The 17,180-nt window shown below is 65.8% G+C and carries 16 protein-coding genes; 8 read left to right on the top strand and 8 right to left on the bottom strand.

Annotation, left to right across the window (positions count from 1 at the left end):
* Window positions 1-61 precede the first annotated feature (61 nt).
* From AC5P8F_RS11345 to ykgO, 6 genes are all read right to left on the bottom strand, one after another.
* Entirely contained in the window at window positions 62-1,282 is a 1,221-nt protein-coding gene (locus tag AC5P8F_RS11345) for a TraB/GumN family protein (RefSeq protein ID WP_014646845.1), read from the bottom strand.
* Window positions 1,283-1,286: 4 nt separating this feature from the next.
* On the bottom strand, window positions 1,287-1,817 hold the full coding sequence (locus tag AC5P8F_RS11340; RefSeq protein ID WP_014646846.1) for a GNAT family N-acetyltransferase: 531 nt from the start codon (window positions 1,815-1,817) through the stop codon (window positions 1,287-1,289).
* A 14-nt stretch (window positions 1,818-1,831) separates the two neighbouring features.
* Complete coding sequence (locus AC5P8F_RS11335; RefSeq protein ID WP_032960744.1) at window positions 1,832-2,719, bottom strand: carbon-nitrogen hydrolase; 888 nt, start codon at window positions 2,717-2,719, stop codon at window positions 1,832-1,834.
* A gap of 160 nt (window positions 2,720-2,879) precedes the next feature.
* The gene (locus AC5P8F_RS11330) at window positions 2,880-3,917 is read right to left on the bottom strand and encodes an agmatine deiminase family protein (protein WP_014646848.1); all 1,038 of its coding nucleotides are present in this window, start codon (window positions 3,915-3,917) and stop codon (window positions 2,880-2,882) included.
* Window positions 3,918-3,956: 39 nt separating this feature from the next.
* On the bottom strand, window positions 3,957-4,256 hold the full coding sequence (locus AC5P8F_RS11325; protein WP_227837998.1) for a hypothetical protein: 300 nt from the start codon (window positions 4,254-4,256) through the stop codon (window positions 3,957-3,959).
* Between the two features lie 175 nt (window positions 4,257-4,431).
* Complete coding sequence (gene ykgO / locus AC5P8F_RS11320; RefSeq protein ID WP_005409283.1) at window positions 4,432-4,557, bottom strand: type B 50S ribosomal protein L36; 126 nt, start codon at window positions 4,555-4,557, stop codon at window positions 4,432-4,434.
* A 197-nt stretch (window positions 4,558-4,754) separates the two neighbouring features.
* Here ykgO and cmk point away from each other — a divergent pair, with 197 nt between their 5' ends.
* The 8 genes from cmk to galU all read left to right on the top strand — a co-directional run bounded on the left by cmk (window position 4,755) and on the right by galU (window position 13,041).
* A complete protein-coding gene (gene cmk, locus AC5P8F_RS11315; RefSeq protein ID WP_014036894.1) occupies window positions 4,755-5,432 on the top strand; it encodes a (d)CMP kinase in 678 nt (225 codons plus the stop codon).
* 198 nt (window positions 5,433-5,630) lie between these two features.
* Complete coding sequence (gene rpsA / locus AC5P8F_RS11310) at window positions 5,631-7,316, top strand: 30S ribosomal protein S1 (protein WP_005416230.1); 1,686 nt, start codon at window positions 5,631-5,633, stop codon at window positions 7,314-7,316.
* A gap of 87 nt (window positions 7,317-7,403) precedes the next feature.
* On the top strand, window positions 7,404-7,709 hold the full coding sequence (locus AC5P8F_RS11305; protein ID WP_005409286.1) for an integration host factor subunit beta: 306 nt from the start codon (window positions 7,404-7,406) through the stop codon (window positions 7,707-7,709).
* 77 nt (window positions 7,710-7,786) lie between these two features.
* Window positions 7,787-8,071 (top strand): LapA family protein, encoded by a 285-nt coding sequence (locus AC5P8F_RS11300; RefSeq protein WP_014646849.1) that lies wholly within the window; start codon window positions 7,787-7,789, stop codon window positions 8,069-8,071.
* A 6-nt stretch (window positions 8,072-8,077) separates the two neighbouring features.
* Window positions 8,078-9,256: a lipopolysaccharide assembly protein LapB gene (gene lapB, locus AC5P8F_RS11295; RefSeq protein WP_014646850.1), complete on the top strand. Its 1,179-nt coding sequence runs from the start codon at window positions 8,078-8,080 to the stop codon at window positions 9,254-9,256.
* Window positions 9,257-9,259: 3 nt separating this feature from the next.
* Window positions 9,260-10,249 carry an MraY family glycosyltransferase gene (locus AC5P8F_RS11290; protein ID WP_046430191.1) on the top strand — a complete coding sequence of 330 codons (990 nt, stop codon included), beginning with the start codon at window positions 9,260-9,262 and terminating at the stop codon, window positions 10,247-10,249.
* A 3-nt stretch (window positions 10,250-10,252) separates the two neighbouring features.
* The gene (locus tag AC5P8F_RS11285; protein WP_014646852.1) at window positions 10,253-12,166 is read left to right on the top strand and encodes a polysaccharide biosynthesis protein; all 1,914 of its coding nucleotides are present in this window, start codon (window positions 10,253-10,255) and stop codon (window positions 12,164-12,166) included.
* Window positions 12,163-13,041, top strand: coding sequence for a UTP--glucose-1-phosphate uridylyltransferase GalU (gene galU / locus AC5P8F_RS11280; RefSeq protein ID WP_032960751.1), 879 nt, complete (start codon window positions 12,163-12,165; stop codon window positions 13,039-13,041). The genes AC5P8F_RS11285 and galU overlap by 4 nt, the downstream gene beginning before the upstream one ends.
* A 475-nt stretch (window positions 13,042-13,516) precedes the next feature.
* On the opposite strand, the gene AC5P8F_RS11275 is transcribed toward galU, so the two are convergent.
* Both AC5P8F_RS11275 and AC5P8F_RS11270 read right to left on the bottom strand, forming a co-directional pair.
* Entirely contained in the window at window positions 13,517-14,725 is a 1,209-nt protein-coding gene (locus AC5P8F_RS11275) for an acetyl-CoA C-acyltransferase (protein ID WP_019661304.1), read from the bottom strand.
* A gap of 74 nt (window positions 14,726-14,799) precedes the next feature.
* Window positions 14,800-17,172: a 3-hydroxyacyl-CoA dehydrogenase/enoyl-CoA hydratase family protein gene (locus tag AC5P8F_RS11270; RefSeq protein ID WP_049440713.1), complete on the bottom strand. Its 2,373-nt coding sequence runs from the start codon at window positions 17,170-17,172 to the stop codon at window positions 14,800-14,802.
* Window positions 17,173-17,180: the final 8 nt, after the last annotated feature.

Below are 17,180 nucleotides of genomic sequence, written 5' to 3'. Positions count from 1 at the left end.
CGTCGCGGCGTCTCCCGAGCATGGGCTCGGGCGCTACAGATTCTGTGGCCGGTTGAGAGGCTTACCCCGCCACCTTGCCCCACACCTTGAAGGTGGTCAGCCACAGGCCGAGCATGCTGCCGATGTTGGTCAGCATGAAGGTCAGCACCACGCGGGTAACGCGATTGCGGTACCAGCCCTTCAGGCTCTGCGCATCGTCGCGCAGCTTCAGGAAGTCCTCGTAGGCCGGCTTGCGCAGGCGCGCTTCCACCAGCGCCGAGAATGCGCCGGTCGGGATGCTCAGGCGGAACGGCTTGAACGGGGCCACCGCGATCGCGGTGAGAATGCTCAGCGGGTGACCGCCTGCCAGCAGGCAGCCCAGGCCCGCCAGGCCGCCGGTATACATTGCCCAGGTCGCCAGCAGCTCGGTGCCCACGCCCAGGCCGCCGCGGTAGAAGCCCACACCGATGCCGGTCGCCACGATCGCCAGGATGCCGAGCGTGAACCACGGGATGTTGCGCTTCTTCGGCACCGCCTCCAGCTCGGCGCGCAGCGGCGCCGGTGCCTCGGTATCGGTTTCCAGGTAGCGCGCCAGCCCGGCCAGGTGACCGGCACCGACCACCGCCAGCACTTCACGCTGCTGCGGGGTGTGCTCCTCGCGCAGGCGCGTGGCCATGTAGCGGTCGCGCTCGCCGATGATGGTTTCGTACAGCGCCGGGCTCTCGCTGGCGAACTCACCGAAGCTCGATTCCAGCATGTCGCCCTGCTTGAGCTTTTCGATCTCGTTCTCGCCCACTTCCTCGGACGAGAACAGGCCGGCGCCCAGCCCGGCAACCAGCTTCAGCTTGCCGAAGAACCCAAGCCGCTGCGACGCCCGGCGGAAGGTCAGGCCGACCTCGCGGTCGATCAGGTGCACCGGCAGGTCGCGCTCGCGCGCCAGTTCCACCGCGCGTTTCAGTTCCGCGCCCGGCTCGATGTCGAGCTGTTCGGCCAGGCGGCGCTGGTAGGCGGACAGGGCCAGGTTGGCGGCGAACAGGGCGACGCGGCCCTTGCGGATCACCTCGACCAGGTCGAGCTTGGCCAGCGTGTCCGGGTCGCTCAGTGCCTGCAGGCGCTGCGGGTCCAGTTCAACGGCCACGGCGTCGAAGCGACCGCTGTCGATGGCTTTCTCCACCGCCTCGACGCTGGCGCGGGAAACATGGGCGGTGCCCAGCAGGGTGTAGCGCACGCCGTCGCGTTCGACGACGCGTACCGGCTGGCCGGCGAACAGGTCGTCGCCGGTCTCGGGAAGGGTTTCGGTCATGGGTTCATTCATTGGAAGGTGCAGTGTCGGCGCCATCGCCGAGCGCGCGCTGCATCTGCACGGTGTCCAGCCAGCGGCCATGCTTGCGGCCGAGGCCACGGAACACGCCGACCAGCTCGAAGCCGAAGCGTTCGTGCAGCTTGATTGAAGCGGTATTGGTCGGTTCGCCGATCACGGCCACCATCTGCCGGTAGCCACGCGCCACGCAGGCGTCGATCAACGCCTGCAGCAGGCCGGTGCCGACGCCCTTGCCCTGGAACGCGGCATCGACGTAGACCGAGTTTTCCACGGTCCACTGGTAGGCAACGCGGGTGCGGTAGGTGTTGGCGTAGGCATAGCCGGCCACCTGGCCGTCAATCTCGGCGACCAGGTAGGGGAAGCCGCGGTCGATGATGTCGCGCATGCGGCGCAGCATCTCGGACGCGTCCGGGATGTCGTACTCGTAAGTGTTGACGAAGTCGGTCACTTCCACCGCATAGATCGCGGTGATCGCGTCGATGTCGGCCGGGCCGGCATCACGGATGAGGACGGCCATGCGCGGGCTCCGGCTCAGTCGATGTAGCGCTTGAGCAGGTCGCCGTAGGCATCGATGCGGCGATCACGCAGGAACGGCCAGATGCGGCGCACGTGCTCGCTGCGCTGCAGGTCGACGTCGCACAGCAGCACGGTGGCCTCGGTGCCGGCCTCGGCCAGGAACTCGCCCTGCGGGCCCAGCACGTGGCTGTTGCCCCAGAACTGGATGCCCGACGCGCCCAGCGGCGAGGCCTCGTGGCCGACGCGGTTGCAGCTCAGCACCGGCAGGCCGTTGGCCACCGCATGGCCGCGATGGCTCAGCACCCAGGCGTCGCGCTGGCGGGTCTTCTCGTCCTGCACGTCGTCCGGATCCCAGCCGATCGCAGTCGGATACAGCAGCAGCTCGGCGCCGGCCAGCGCCATCAGGCGCGCCGCTTCCGGGTACCACTGGTCCCAGCACACCAGCACGCCCAGGCGGCCCACCGAGGTATCGATCGGCTTGAAGCCGATGTCGCCCGGGGTGAAGTAGAACTTCTCGTAGAAGCCCGGGTCGTCCGGGATATGCATCTTGCGGTACTTGCCGAGCAGCGTACCGTCCTTCTCGAACACCACGGCGGTGTTGTGGTACAGCCCGGCAGCGCGGCGCTCGAACAGCGAGCCGACCAGCACCACGCCATGCTGCTTCGCCAGCGCGCCAAGGCGCTCGGTGCTCGGGCCCGGAATCGGCTCGGCCAGGTCGAACTCGTCCACCGATTCGTGCTGGCAGAAGTACGGGCCGTTATGCAGTTCCTGCAGCAGCACCAGCTTGGCACCCTGCGCAGCCGCCTCGGCCACGCGTGCTTCGATCACCGCCAGGTTGGCGGCGGCATCACCGTGGTTGCGCTCCTGGATCAGGGCGACGGTAAGGGGGCTGCGCGAGTTCATGCGGGGCGTTCCTGCGGGGGAAAACCAGCATGTTAGCGCGGATGGGCGGCGACGGCGTGTCGCGCGCTGAATGGCGCAGCGGGTAGTGCCGGCCGCTGGCCGGCAATCCGGTGGATCCATCAGGCATTGCAGGGTTGCCGGCCAGCGGCCGGCACGACCGTTACGCCTTCAACAGCCCGGCCGGCAGCTGCATGGTGATGCAGTGCAGGCTGCCGTTCTGCCAGATCAGCGAGCGGCAGGGCACCTGCACGATCTCTCGGCCCGGGTGCGCCTGTGCCAGCACGTCGCGGGCCAGGTCATCGGCCGGGTCGCCATAGGCCGGCATCAGCACCGCGCCGTTGACGATCAGGTAGTTGGCGTACGAGGCAGCCAGGCGACGGCCTTCGTCGATCACCGGCCGGGCCCACGGCAGCGGGAACAGGCGGTACGGCTGGCCATCCCTGGTGCGTAGCGCGGCCAGCTCATTGCCCATCGCCTGCAGTTCGGCGTAATGCGAGTCGCTCTCGTCGTCGCAGGCCTGGTAGACGATGCTGTCAGCGGAGGCGAAGCGGGCGAGGGTATCGATGTGCGCGTCGGTGTCGTCGCCTTCCAGGTAGCCGTGGTCCAGCCACAGCACGCGGTCCTGCTGCAGCCAGTCGGCCAGGTCGGCGCTCAGGCTGGCGCGGTCGCGGTCCGGGTGGCGCTCGTGCAGGCACTTCCAGGTGGTCAGCAGGGTGCCTTCACCGTCGGTCTCGATGCCGCCGCCTTCCAGCGCGAACGGAATGCTGCGGACCGGCGCATCGTTGAATACGCCGGCCTGGTCGAGCACGCCCACCAGCTGGTCATCCAGGGTGGCGTCGAACTTGCCGCCCCAGCCGGTGAAGCGGAAATCCAGCAGCTGGAAGCCGCCGTCGGCACGGCGCAGGGTGATCGGGCCGGAGTCGCGCAGCCAGGTATCGTCGTAGGCCGCCGTGGTGAAGTGGACCTTGTCCATGTCGATGCGGTTGGAGCGCAGCCGCATCTCGGCGTAGGTCTCCACATCGTCGTCGGCCACGCAGATCAGCACCGGCTGGAAGCGGGTGATGGCCGCGACCAGGGCGATGTAGGTCTCTTCCACCTGGCCCAGGCGGTCAGCCCAGTCGGTATCGGCGGTGGGCCAGGCAATCAGGACGCCGCTCTGGGCTTCCCATTCGGCAGGAAAACGAAGGGTCTGGTTCATGGTCTCGCTACACAGGCCCGCCCACGGCGGGTAATGGGATCAACGGATCGGCGGTTTCGGGCCGATTTCGTTCGGGTCCGCCTGGTTGGCCACCACGTCGATCACCTTCTGCTTCTCGAAGTAGACGGTGAACTGCGGGTACACCCAGCGGTTGATGGTCGGCCATTGCCGCTTCTGCCCGCCACGCGGCTGCAGCTGCTCGCTGGGCGCGCCGAACTGCGCCTGCACCTGCTGCATGCTCTGGCCGCGCACGGGCAGGGCACCGGCCGGCTTCTCGCGGGCACGGTCGACAAGCAGGGTATCGGCCAGTGCCGGTGTGGCGGCGGCCAGGGTGGCCATCACGGCCAGGGCGGACAGGTAACGCTTCATCTCGATCTACTCCCCAGTGGTCAAGAAAGGCGATTACAGCAAAAACGGCAGGAAAAAGCCGCATAAACAAAAAACCGCCCGAAGGCGGTTTCTTGCATCGGGTCGGCCCCGCGTAGGGCCAGCCGCAGCCGGAAGGCTGTGAGGCTTAGCGCTGACGCGCCTTGAAACGCGGGTTCGACTTGCAGATGACGAAGATCTTGCCACGACGACGCACGACCTTGCAGTCACGGTGACGGGCCTTCGCCGACTTCAGGGAGGACAGGACTTTCATGGCATACCTCGGCGTAAACAGTAGTTGTTCGGGTGGAGCGTGGCCGCGATATGCGAAAGACAATCGGCAGTTGACGCTCGTTCAAGCCCGCCATTCTACCGGGCTTTTCCTCGTGGTTTCAAGTGGTTGCACAAAAGATCCCGCTGGGGGCGTCTGGCAGGGGCTAGAATGGCCTCTTCACACGCTCTGGGACCCCCATGAATCCACTCGCTCCCGTCCTGACCATCGACGGCCCATCCGGGGCCGGCAAGGGTACCATCAGCCGCATCATCGCGCGCCGGATGGGCTGGCATTACCTGGATTCGGGCGCGCTGTACCGGGCGGTGGGCGTGGCCGCAAGCTGGGCCGACATCGATACCTCCGACGCCTCGGCGCTGGTGCGTTGCACCTTCGACACCCACGTTCAGTTTGTCGAGCAGGGCGATGCCATGCGGGTCATGGTCAACGGCACCGATGCCACCGACGAGCTGCGCCTGGAGACCACCGGTGCGCTGGCCTCGGCCATTGCCGCCATTCCCGAGGTCCGCGCTGCCCTGAAGGAGCGCCAGCGCGCATTCAGGGAGCTGCCGGGCCTGGTCGCCGACGGCCGCGACATGGGCACGGTGATCTTCCCGGACGCCTCCTACAAGGTCTTCCTGACCGCCAGTGCCGAGGAGCGCGCCGAGCGCCGGCATAAGCAGTTGAAAGACAAGGGGGTTTCTGTTAACTTTGATGACCTCCTGCGCGAGATCATGGCCCGCGACGCCCGTGATGCCCAGCGTACCGTGGCGCCCCTGAAGCCGGCAGACGATGCTGTCCTCATCGACACCACAGGCATCGGCATCGATGATGTCGTTGCCAGAGTGATGGATCTGCTTCCGGTTCCGGCTGCCTGATCCGTTCGCGCGGGAGCGCTGCCAGCAGCATCGGCGGTGGTCGCGCATAGCAGTGCTGTACCAGCTCCGTCGCGCAATGATGCGTGGCGGTTTTCCTACTACACACGACCTGCGTTTCCGGGGTCGACCAACAGGCGGGCGGTCGCCATTCCCCTGAAGGGGACGCCACCGACCCATGTGTCCAACAGAGTAAATCTAATGACCGAATCATTTGCCGAACTGTTTGAAGCCAGCCAGGCCAATCTGGCCAAGCTGAAGCCGGGCGCCATCGTCAGCGGTACCGTTGTTGAAGTCCGCGGCGACGTCGTGGTGATCAACGCTGGCCTGAAGTCCGAAGGCATCGTGCCGATCGAACAGTTCCGTAACGACGCTGGCGAAATCGACGTCGCCGAAGGCGACATCGTCAAGGTCGCCCTCGACTCGATCGAGAACGGCTTCGGCGAAACCGTCCTGTCGCGCGAGAAGGCCAAGCGCGCGATGGTGTGGGACGAGCTGGAAGAAGCGTTGGAAAAGAACGAAACCATCACCGGCCGCATCAGCGGCAAGGTCAAGGGTGGTTTCACCGTGGACATCAAGGATGTCCGCGCCTTCCTGCCGGGTTCCCTGGTCGATGTGCGCCCGGTGCGCGATCCGGCCTACCTGGAAGGCAAGGAACTCGAGTTCAAGCTCATCAAGCTGGACCGCAAGCGTAACAACGTCGTGGTCTCGCGCCGCGCTGTCGTCGAAAGCGAGCACTCGGAAGAGCGCGAGCAGCTGATGGACAAGCTGCAGGAAGGCGCGATCCTGAAGGGTGTCGTCAAGAACCTGACCGATTACGGCGCGTTCGTGGACCTGGGCGGTATCGACGGCCTGCTGCACATCACCGACATGGCGTGGAAGCGCGTGCGTCACCCGTCGGAAGTCGTGAACGTCGGCGACGAGCTGGACGTCCGCGTGCTGAAGTTCGACCGCGAGCGCAACCGCGTTTCGCTGGGCCTGAAGCAGCTGGGAGAGGATCCGTGGGACAACATCGGCCGTCGTTACCCGGCCAACAGCCGCGTCTTCGGCAAGGTCTCCAACGTCACCGATTACGGTGCGTTCGTTGAGATCGAGCCGGGCGTCGAAGGCCTGGTGCACGTCTCGGAGATGGATTGGACCAACAAGAACGTCAACCCGTCCAAGGTTGTCCAGGTTGGTGATGAAGTCGAAGTGATGGTGCTGGACGTCGATGAAGAGCGTCGCCGTATCTCGCTGGGCATGAAGCAGGTTGCCGCCAATCCGTGGGAAACCTTCGCTGCCACCCACAAGAAGGGTGACAAGGTGTCGGGCCAGATCAAGTCGATCACCGACTTCGGCATCTTCATCGGCCTGGACGGCGGCATCGACGGCCTGGTCCACCTGTCCGACATCAGCTGGAACACCACCGGCGAAGACGTCGTTCGCAACTTCAAGAAGGGCGATACCCTGGACGCCGTCGTCCTGGCTGTCGATCCGGAGCGCGAGCGCATCTCCCTGGGCGTGAAGCAGCTGGAGCAGGATCCGTTCGGCCAGTACATGGCTGCCAATCCGAAGGGCTCCAAGGTTGAAGGCGTGGTGAAGGAAGTCGACGCCAAGGGCGCGATCATCGAGCTGGCTGACGGCATCGAAGGTTACGTCTCGGCCCGCGACATCGCCAACGAGCGCGTTGACGACGCCACCCAGCACCTGAAGGTCGGCGACAAGGTCGAAGCCAAGTTCGTGGGCATGGACCGCAAGGGCCGTACCCTGCAGCTGTCGATCAAGGCCAAGGACGACGCGGAAATGCGCGAAGTGCTGGAGGAATACCAGTCCTCTTCGGCTTCCAGCGGCACCACCCAGCTGGGCGCGCTGCTGCGTGCACAGCTGAACGGCAACAAGTCCGAGTAATCGGCCTTACGCTGTTCGTTGTTTCCTGGACGGCCCGGGCATTGCCCGGGCCGTTTCAGGCTGAGATGCCCCTGATGTGAGCCGGTAATGACCAAATCCGAACTGATCGAAATCCTTGCGCGCCGCCAGGCGCACCTGAAGGCCGATGATGTCGATCTGGCGGTGAAGTCGTTGCTGGAAATGATGGGCGGATCGCTGTCCGCCGGGGATCGCATCGAAATCCGTGGATTTGGCAGCTTCTCGCTGCACTATCGTCCGCCGCGCCTGGGTCGCAACCCGAAGACCGGCGAATCGGTTGCCCTGCCGGGCAAGCATGTCCCCCATTTCAAGCCGGGCAAGGAACTGCGCGAGCGGGTCAGCAGTGTGCTGCCGCTGGACGCCGATCCGGCCTGAGCCTTCCGTCGCGCCACCGCGTGCGAATCCAGCCGCGAGTCGGATAAGCTACGGACTCCTGCCACTGGAGCTGTCGCATGAAGGTTTTTCGTCTGCTGGTCCTGCTGGCGGTACTCATTCTTGGGTTGATCATCGGTGCCATGAACATGGACGAGATGACCATCAACCTGCTGTTCACCCAGCTTAAGACCTCGGTCGGCGTGGCCATCATTGCCGCGTTGCTGATCGGCGTCATCGTTGGCGCTGGCCTGGTGTTGGTGAGCGTGGTCATTCCGCTCTACAGCCAGCTGCGCCGCGCCAACAAGTCCGCTGCCGCCACGCCGGCACCGGTTGCTTCCCCTCAATCTTTTGATGGACGCTGATCGAAGATGGATTTCGTCACCGAGTGGTTCTGGTTCTTCCTGTTCGTTCCGCTGGCCGCCCTGGCTGGGTGGGTGATCGGGCGGCGCGGTGGTCAACGCCACGGTGACAGCCAGGTCAGCCGCCTGTCGAGCACCTATTTCCGTGGCCTGAACTACCTGCTCAACGAGCAGCCGGACAAGGCCATCGAGCTGTTCCTGCACATCGCCGAGCTGGACAAGGAAACCTTCGAGACCCAGGTCGCGCTGGGCCACCTGTTCCGCCGCCGCGGCGAAGTCGACCGCGCCATCCGCCTGCACCAGGGCCTGGTCAACCGCCACGACCTCAGTGATGCACAGCGCGTGCAGGCCCTGCTGGCGCTGGGCGAGGACTACATGAAGTCCGGCCTGCTGGACCGTGCCGAGACCGTGTTCACCGAGCTGGCGCAGCTGGATCAGCGTGCACCGCAGGCACTCAAGCACCTGATCGGCATCTACCAGGCCGAGCGCGACTGGGAAAAGGCGATCGACAACGCGACCCGTTTCGAGGACGTCACCGGCGAGCCGATGGGCAAGCTGATCGGACAGTTCGAATGCGAACTGGCCGAACGTTTCCGTGGCGCCGGCAAGCTGGAAGAGGCGAGGGCAGCGATCGCCCGCGCCTACCAGGCCGACGCGATGTCGGTGCGCGCCGGCATCATCGAGGGCCGTCTGGAAACCGACGCGGGCAATCCAGAGGCCGCTGTGCGCGCCTTCGAGCGCGCCGCGCGCAACGATCCCGAATACCTGCCGGAACTGCTGCCGGCACTGATGCAGAACTATCGCAGGGTCGGCGATCTGGCAGGTGCACGCGCGTTCCTGTCGGAGATGACCGAGCACTACCGCGGCATCGCCCCGGTACTGGCGCTGACCCGGTTGATGGAAGAGCAGGAAGGCGTGGCGCCGGCCCGTGCCTACCTCGGTCGCCAGCTCAAGGATCGCCCGTCGGTACGTGGCGAATCCGCGCTGATCGATCTGACCCTCGCCGAGGGAGCCGATTCCACCGCCACCCTGCATGACCTCAAGCACATCACCGACCAGCTGCTGGTGCGCAACCCGGCCTATCGCTGCACGCGCTGCGGCTTCGGTGCGCGTACCCACCACTGGCAGTGCCCGAGCTGCAAGGAGTGGGGGACGGTCAAGCCGCTGCTGAACTACGCGGTGCTCTGATCCATGCCCTGGCTTGTGATGGGCGCGCTGCTGGGGCTCGCCCTGCTCAGTGCGTTGCTGACCTGGGCTGCGCGGGGCTATGCACTGCGCCAGCAGTTGATGGACCAGCCGGGCGAGCGTCGCAGCCATAGCGTTGCCACCCCGCGCGGTGGCGGCATCGCCATCGTCATCAGCCTGCTGGTGACCGCCGGCGTGGCCATCTGGGCCTGGCCCGAAAGCACGCCGACGGTGCTGGTGGCCAGCCTTGGGCTGGTGCTGGTGGCCGGTATCGGCTGGTGGGACGACCACAAGCCCCTGCCGGCGATGCGTCGCCTGCTGGTGCATTTCATCGCCGCAGCGCTGTTGGCCGGCCTGGTCAAGGTGAATGGTGGCAGCTGGCTGTTGGCGGTGCTGGTGCTGCTGTTCACCGCGTCGCTGATCAACATCTGGAACTTCATGGACGGCATCAATGGCATCGCCGCCAGCCAGGCCGTTGTGGCGATGCTGGGGCTGGCGCCGGTACTGCCGTGGCCCTATTCACTGGCCGCCGTGGCGCTGGGCCTGGCCTGCCTTGGATTCCTGCCGTTCAACTTCCCTCGCGCCCGGATCTTCATGGGCGATGTTGGAAGCGGCGCGCTGGGGTATGCGGTCGCAGTGGTGCTGGCGATCGCCAGCGTGCGTACCGATATTAACTGGATCCTGCTGCTGGTACCGGTTTCGCCGTTCCTCGTGGACGCGGGCTTCACACTGCTGGCGCGCATCATTTCCGGACAACGCTGGATGGAACCCCATACCCAGCATGTCTACCAGCGCGCGGTGCAGGCAGGAGCCAGTCACCCGCAGGTGACAGGGATGTACTTTGCTTTGGGTCTGTTCAGTATTACAGTGTTCAATGTCTGCTCCAATTTGCAGCCGAGGTGGGAGGCTGTCGTGGCGATCGCGTGGTTCATCGCGCTGAGCGTCCTCTGGCTCCTCCTGCGCAATGGAATGCGCCACCGACAAGGAATTACCTGAATTATGGCTTCACCCTGGCGGGACAGAATCCTCGGCCTGATGCCGCGTTCGGCCATCGTCTGCCACGACCTCTTCATGGTCTGGGCATGCTGGCAGCTGCTCCATGCAGGGCGTTACTCGATCCTGCCCAACGCCCCGGCGCTGCCCCTGTGGAACGTCGATACCACCCTGGTCCTGCTGCTGCAGGGCCTGGTGTTCTGGCGCGTGGGCCTGTACCGCGGCCTGTGGCGGTTTGCCAGCGTCAGCGACCTGCTGAACATCTTCAAGGCCAGCTTCATCGGCATGGTGGCCATCATCCTGGTGCTGATGTGGAAGCGCTTCGACGGCGTACCCATGTCGGTGCTGGTGATCTACCCGTTCGCGCTGTCGGCACTGCTCGGCGCGCCGCGCCTGCTGTACCGCGCCTGGAAGGACTACCAGGCACTGCAGTCCGATTCCAGCGCCCGCCGCGTGCTGATCCTCGGCGCCGGCCAGGCGGCCGAGACCCTGGTGCGCGACCTGCGCCGCTCCGGCAACTTCGAGCCGGTCGGCCTGCTCGACGACGCGCCGCACCTGCGTGGCGCCAAGCTGCAGGGCCTGCCGATCCTGGGTACGCTGGATGACGCGCCCACGGTGGTCCGCGAGACCGCTGCCAAGCTGCTGGTCATTGCCATGCCGTCGCTGGACGCCGCAGGCATGCAGCGCGTCGTCGCGATCTGCGAAAGCACCGGCGTGCCGTTCCGTACCGTGCCCAAGCTCAGTGACATCCTGCAGGGCCAGTCGCTGCCGGGCCAGCTGAAGGAAGTGGCGATCGAGGACCTGCTGGGGCGCAAGCCCATCATGCCGGACTGGAACCTGATCCGCGGCTGGTTGGGTGGGCGCACCGTGATGGTTACCGGCGCCGGTGGTTCGATCGGCTCGGAGCTGTGCCGCCAGTGCGCGCGGCATGGTGCCGGTCGCATCATCCTGCTGGAGATCAGCGAACTGCTGCTGCTGACCATCGAAGGCGAGCTGCGTCGCAGCTTCCCCGATGTCGAGATCGAGGCGGTGCTGGGCGACTGTGGCGACCCGGCGGTGATCCGCCACGCGCTGTCGCTGCACCCGGTCGATACCGCTTTCCATGCGGCCGCCTACAAGCATGTACCGGTGCTGGAACGCCAGCTGCGTGAAGCAGTGCGCAACAACATCCTGGCGACCGAGAACGTCGCGCGCGCCTGCCTGGAAGCCCGCGTGGAGCATTTCGTGTTCATCTCCACCGACAAGGCGGTCGACCCGGTCAATGCGCTGGGCGCGAGCAAGCGCTACGCCGAGATGATCTGCCAGAGCCTGGACCAGAAGTCCACGCATACCCGTTTTGTCACGGTGCGCTTCGGCAACGTGCTGGCGTCGGCCGGCAGCGTGGTGCCGCTGTTCCGCGAGCAGATCCTGCGCGGTGGCCCGGTCACGGTCACCGACCCGGAAGTCAGCCGCTACTTCATGACCATTCCCGAGGCCTGCCAGCTGATCCTGCAGGCGGCCGCATCGGCGTCGCATGGTGCGATCTATACCCTCGACATGGGCGAGCCGGTGCCGATCCGCGTGCTGGCCGAACAGATGATCCGCCTGACCGGCAAGCAGCCGTACAAGGACATCCAGATCATCTATACCGGCCTGCGTCCGGGCGAGAAGCTGCACGAGACGCTGTTCTATTCGGACGAAGATTACCGCTCCACCGCGCACCCGAAGATTCTTGAAGCCGGCGTGCGTACGTTCTCGCGCGACCTGGTGCTGGGCAACGTTCCGCGCCTGCGCGAGGCGATTGCCAGCTACGACACCGCCCGCATCCAGGAAATCCTGTTTGCGACGATGCCGGAATTCTCGCCAATCGAACAGGATGCTTACATTTCATCCGCTAAAGTCGTGCCTTTTCCGGCACGTGAGGCCAACAGGCACCAATGAGCAAGCGAATTCGCAAAGCAGTTTTCCCGGTGGCAGGATTGGGGACGCGTTTTTTGCCAGCAACCAAGACTGTGCCGAAGGAGATGCTGCCGATCATTGATCGGCCGCTGATCCAGTACGCGGTGGATGAGGCGATCGAAGCCGGCTGTGACACGCTGGTGTTCATCACCAACCGCTACAAGCACGCCGTTGCCGACTATTTCGACAAGGCGTACGAGCTGGAGCAGAAGCTTGAGCGCGCTGGCAAGCAGGAGCAGCTGGAACTGATCCGGCACGTGCTCCCCAATGGTGTGCGCGCGATCTTCGTGACCCAGGCCGAGGCGCTGGGCCTCGGGCACGCGGTGCTGTGTGCCAGGTCGGTGATCGGTGACGAGCCGTTTGCCGTACTGCTGCCCGACGACCTGATCTGGAACCGCGGTGCGGGCGCGCTGAAGCAGATGGCCGACCTCAACGAAGCCAGTGGCGCCAGCGTGATCGCGGTCGAAGACGTGCCGCACGATAAGACCGCCAGTTACGGCATCGTCGCCACCGACGCGTTCGATGGCCGCAAGGGCCGTATTTCGCAGATCGTCGAGAAGCCGAAGCCGGAGGACGCGCCGAGCGACCTGGCGGTGGTGGGTCGTTACGTGCTCAGCCCGAAGATCTTCGAGCTGCTGGAACAGACCCAGACCGGTGCCGGCGGCGAGATCCAGCTGACCGATGCGATTGCCGAGCTGCTGAAGACCGAAGAAGTCGATGCCTATCGTTTCGAGGGCACCCGCTTCGACTGCGGCACGCACCTGGGTCTGGTGGAGGCGACGATCCGCTTCGCGCTGGACAACCCGAAGCTGGCTGGCCCGGCGCGGGAGAAGCTGGCGGCGATGCTGGCGGAATAAGGGTTTTATCAAGCGCTCCGTGCGGCGCCTTGATTGATACGTGGGGGAGAGGGCGGATGGCCCTCTCCAAAACACGCCAAAGCCCTTCCATGGTGCTCGATGGCGCCATCCATGGCGCCAACGGTTTTGGAGAGGGCCATCCGCCCCCTCTCGACAGTTTCCGTGTGGCGCGGACGGGAAGGGCGGAATCAAAGGCAGAAGCAAAAGCAAAAAGGCAGCCACTGGCTGCCTTTTTTCGTGGGTTGGGGTCAGATCCCTTTGCGCAGCAAAGGGATCTGACCCCAGCCTTTGACCCTGCCTTTGCTCATCCCTCCGCCGCGGGGAGGCTGGAAGGGCCGGGTTGGCAGGGCTGCCCGGGACCGTTGGCGCCATGGATGGCGCCATCGAGCCCCCATGGAAGGGTTCACGGCGTGTCCCGGGCAGCCCTGCCAACCCGACCCACGCCATGAAGCCCAACGAGGCAACGCCTTGAACCTTACAGCGCCTCGAAAATACCCGCCGCACCCATGCCGGTGCCGATGCACATCGTCACCATGCCGTACTTCTGCTGGCGACGACGCAGGCCGTGCAGCAGGGTTGCGGTACGGATCGCGCCGGTCGCACCCAGCGGGTGGCCCAGGGCAATCGCGCCGCCCAGCGGGTTGACCTTGGCCGGGTCCAGGCCGCAGTCACGGATCACCGCCAGCGACTGCGCGGCGAAGGCTTCGTTGAGCTCGATCCAGTCCAGCTGGTCCTGGGTCAGGCCGGCCTGCTTCAGTGCCTTCGGGATCGCGGCGATCGGGCCGATGCCCATCACTTCCGGGCGCACGCCGGCCACCGAGAAGCTGACGAAACGGGCCAGCGGGGTCAGGCCGTAATCCTTGATCGCCTGCTCCGAGGCCAGCAGCACGGCGCCGGCGCCGTCGCTCATCTGCGACGAGTTGCCGGCGGTGACGGTGCCGCCGAACTGGCCGTTGCGGAACACCGGGCGCAGCTTGGCCAGGCCTTCGGCCGAGGAGTCCGGGCGGGGGCCTTCGTCGGTGTCGGCGATCTTGTTGCGGGTGATGATGCGCTGGCCGTCGGCCAGGTCAGGCAGGTGCGAGACGATCTCGTACGGGCTGATCTCGTCCTTGAACTCGCCGTTCTGGATCGCGGCCATGGCCTTCTGGTGCGAGGCCAGGGCAAAGGCGTCCTGGTCTTCGCGCGAGACCTTCCACTCTTCGGCGACCTTCTCGGCGGTGATGCCCATGCCGTAGGCGATGGCAACGTGGTCGTTGTCGAACACGCTCGGCGCCATGGCGATCTTGTTGCCCATCATCGGCACCATCGACATCGACTCGGTGCCGCCGGCCAGCATCAGGTCGGCGTTGCCCAGGCGGATCGCGTCGGCGGCCTGCGCCACGGCCTGCAGGCCGGAGGAGCAGAAGCGGTTCACGGTCTGTGCGGCGATGGTGTTCGGCAGGCCGGCCAGCAGCACGCCGATGCGGGCCACGTTCATGCCCTGCTCGGCTTCCGGCATGGCGCAACCGATGATGGCGTCATCGATGCGGTTGACGTCCACGCCCGGGGCCTGGGCGACGACGCTGCGCAGCACGTGCGCAAGCATGTCGTCGGGGCGGGTGTTGCGGAACATGCCCTTGGGCGCCTTGCCAACCGGGGTACGGGTGGCGGCGACGATGTAGGCGTCCTGGATTTGCTTGGTCATTGCAGTGATCTCTTGAATTTTTTAGCCGGAGTGCCGACCAACGGTCGGCACCCACCGGAAGCAGGGATGGGCGATCAGTTACGCAGCGGCTTGCCGGTCTTCAGCATGTGCGCGATGCGGGCCTGGGTCTTTTCCTGCTGGGCCAGTTCGACGAAGTGCTTGCGCTCCAGGGTCAGCAGCCACTCTTCGTCGACCAGGGTGCCGCGGTCGACCTTGCCACCGCACAGCACGGTAGCGATGCGCTCGGCGATCTCGTAGTCGTACGGGCTGATGAAGCGGCCTTCCAGCATGTTGACCAGCATCATCTTGAAGGTGGCGATACCCACGTCACCGGCCACCTGGATGCGGCGTGCCGGCAGCGGCGGGCGGTAACCCGCTTCGGCCAGGGCGCGTGCTTCGGCCTTGGCGATGTGCAGGGCCTCGTAGCTGTTGAACACCACCTTGTCGGTGCTGCGCAGCAGGCCCAGTTCCTTGGCGTTGACCGCCGAGTTGGACACCTTGGCCATCGCCACGGTCTCGAAGGTCTTCTTCAGTTCGGCGAACACGTCGCCGCCCGGGCCTGCGGCCTGCGAGGCGCGCACGGCCAGTTCCTTCAGGCCACCACCGGCCGGCAGCAGGCCGACGCCGGCCTCGACCAGGCCGATGTAGCTTTCCAGGAAGGCCACGGTCTTGGCGCTGTGCATCTGGAACTCGCAGCCGCCACCCAGGGCCAGGCCGCGCACGGCAGCCACCACTGGCACCAGCGAGTACTTGATGCGCTGGCTGGTGCGCTGGAAGTTGGCAACCATTTCTTCGAACTGGTCGACCTTGCCGGCCTGCAGCAGGCCGAGGGCACCGGCCAGGTCGGCACCGGCGGAGAAGGGTTCCTTCTGCTGCCAGATCACCAGGCCCTGGAAGTCCTTCTCGGCGCGGCTCACGCATTCCTGCAGGCCGTCCAGCACCTGGTCGGACACGGTGTTCATCTTGGTCTTGAAGCTGACCACGGCGATGCCATCACCGTCGTGCCACATGCGCAGGCCGTCGTTCTCGAACACGGTCTCGCCCGGCGCGAACGTCTCGCCCAGCAGCGGATCGGGGAAGCGCTGGCGCTGGTACACCGGCAGCGACGAGCGCGGCAGCTTGGCGTTGCGCGACGGGCTGTAGCTGCCTTCGGCGGCATGCACGCCGTCGCGGCCATCGAACACCCAGTCCGGCAGCGGCGCGTTGCTCATGCTCTTGCCGGCGACGATGTCATCGGCGATCCACTGCGCCACCTGCTTCCAGCCGGCGGCCTGCCAGGTCTCGAACGGGCCCAGCGACCAGCCGTAGCCCCAGCGGATGGCCAGGTCGACGTCGCGCGCGGTCTCGGCGATGTCGGCCAGGTGGTAGGCGCTGTAGTGGAACAGGTCGCGGAAGGTCGCCCACAGGAACTGCGCCTGCGGGTGCTGGCTCTCGCGCAACTTGGCGAACTTCTCGGCCGGGTTCCTGATCTTCAGGATCTCGACCACTTCCGGCGCGGCAGCGCGATCGGCCGGACGGTAGTCCTGCTTCTCCAGGTCCAGCACCACAATGTCCTTGCCGACCTTGCGGAAGATGCCGGCACCGGTCTTCTGGCCCAGCGCGCCCTTGGAAATCAGCGCGTCCAGCCACTTCGGCGACTTGAAGAATTCATGCCACGGGTCATTCGGCAGGGTGTCGCCCATGGTCTTGATGACGTGGGCCATGGTGTCCAGGCCGACCACGTCGGAGGTGCGGTAGGTGGCCGACTTCGGGCGGCCGACCAGCGGACCGGTCAGGCCGTCCACTTCATCGAAGCCCAGGCCGAACTGCTGGGTGTGGTGGATGGTGGACAGGATCGAGAACACGCCGATGCGGTTGCCGATGAAGTTCGGGGTGTCCTTGGCGTACACCACGCCCTTGCCCAGGGTGGTGACCAGGAACTCTTCCAGGCCTTCCAGCACGGCGGCGTCGGTGGTGGTGGCCGGGATCAGCTCGGCCAGGTGCATGTAGCGCGGCGGGTTGAAGAAGTGCACGCCGCAGAAGCGGTGGCGCAGCTGCTCGGGCAGCACGTCGGCCAGCTTGTTGATGCCCAGGCCCGAGGTGTTGGAGGCCAGCACCGCGTGGTCGGCCACGAACGGCGCGATCTTCTTGTACAGGTCCTGCTTCCAGTCCATGCGCTCGGCGATGGCCTCGATGATCAGGTCGCAGTCCTTCAGCTGCTCCAGGCCGGACTCGTAGTTGGCCGGAGTGATGGCTTCGGCCAGCGACTTGCTGGCCAGCGGTGCCGGGCTCAGCTTGCCCAGGTTGGCGATCGCCTTCAGCACGATGCCGTCTGCCGGACCCTCCTTGGCGGGCAGGTCGAACAGCACGGTGTCGACGCCAGCGTTGGTGAGGTGGGCAGCGATCTGGGCACCCATGACGCCGGCACCCAGCACGGCGGCGCGGCGGACTAGCAGGGAATTGGACATGGTGTAGG

This window comes from Stenotrophomonas sp. YJH_SMC_69 (assembly GCF_059370495.1).
Note: the sequence above shows the minus strand (reverse complement) of the source record. Positions and strands in the feature narration are given on the sequence as shown.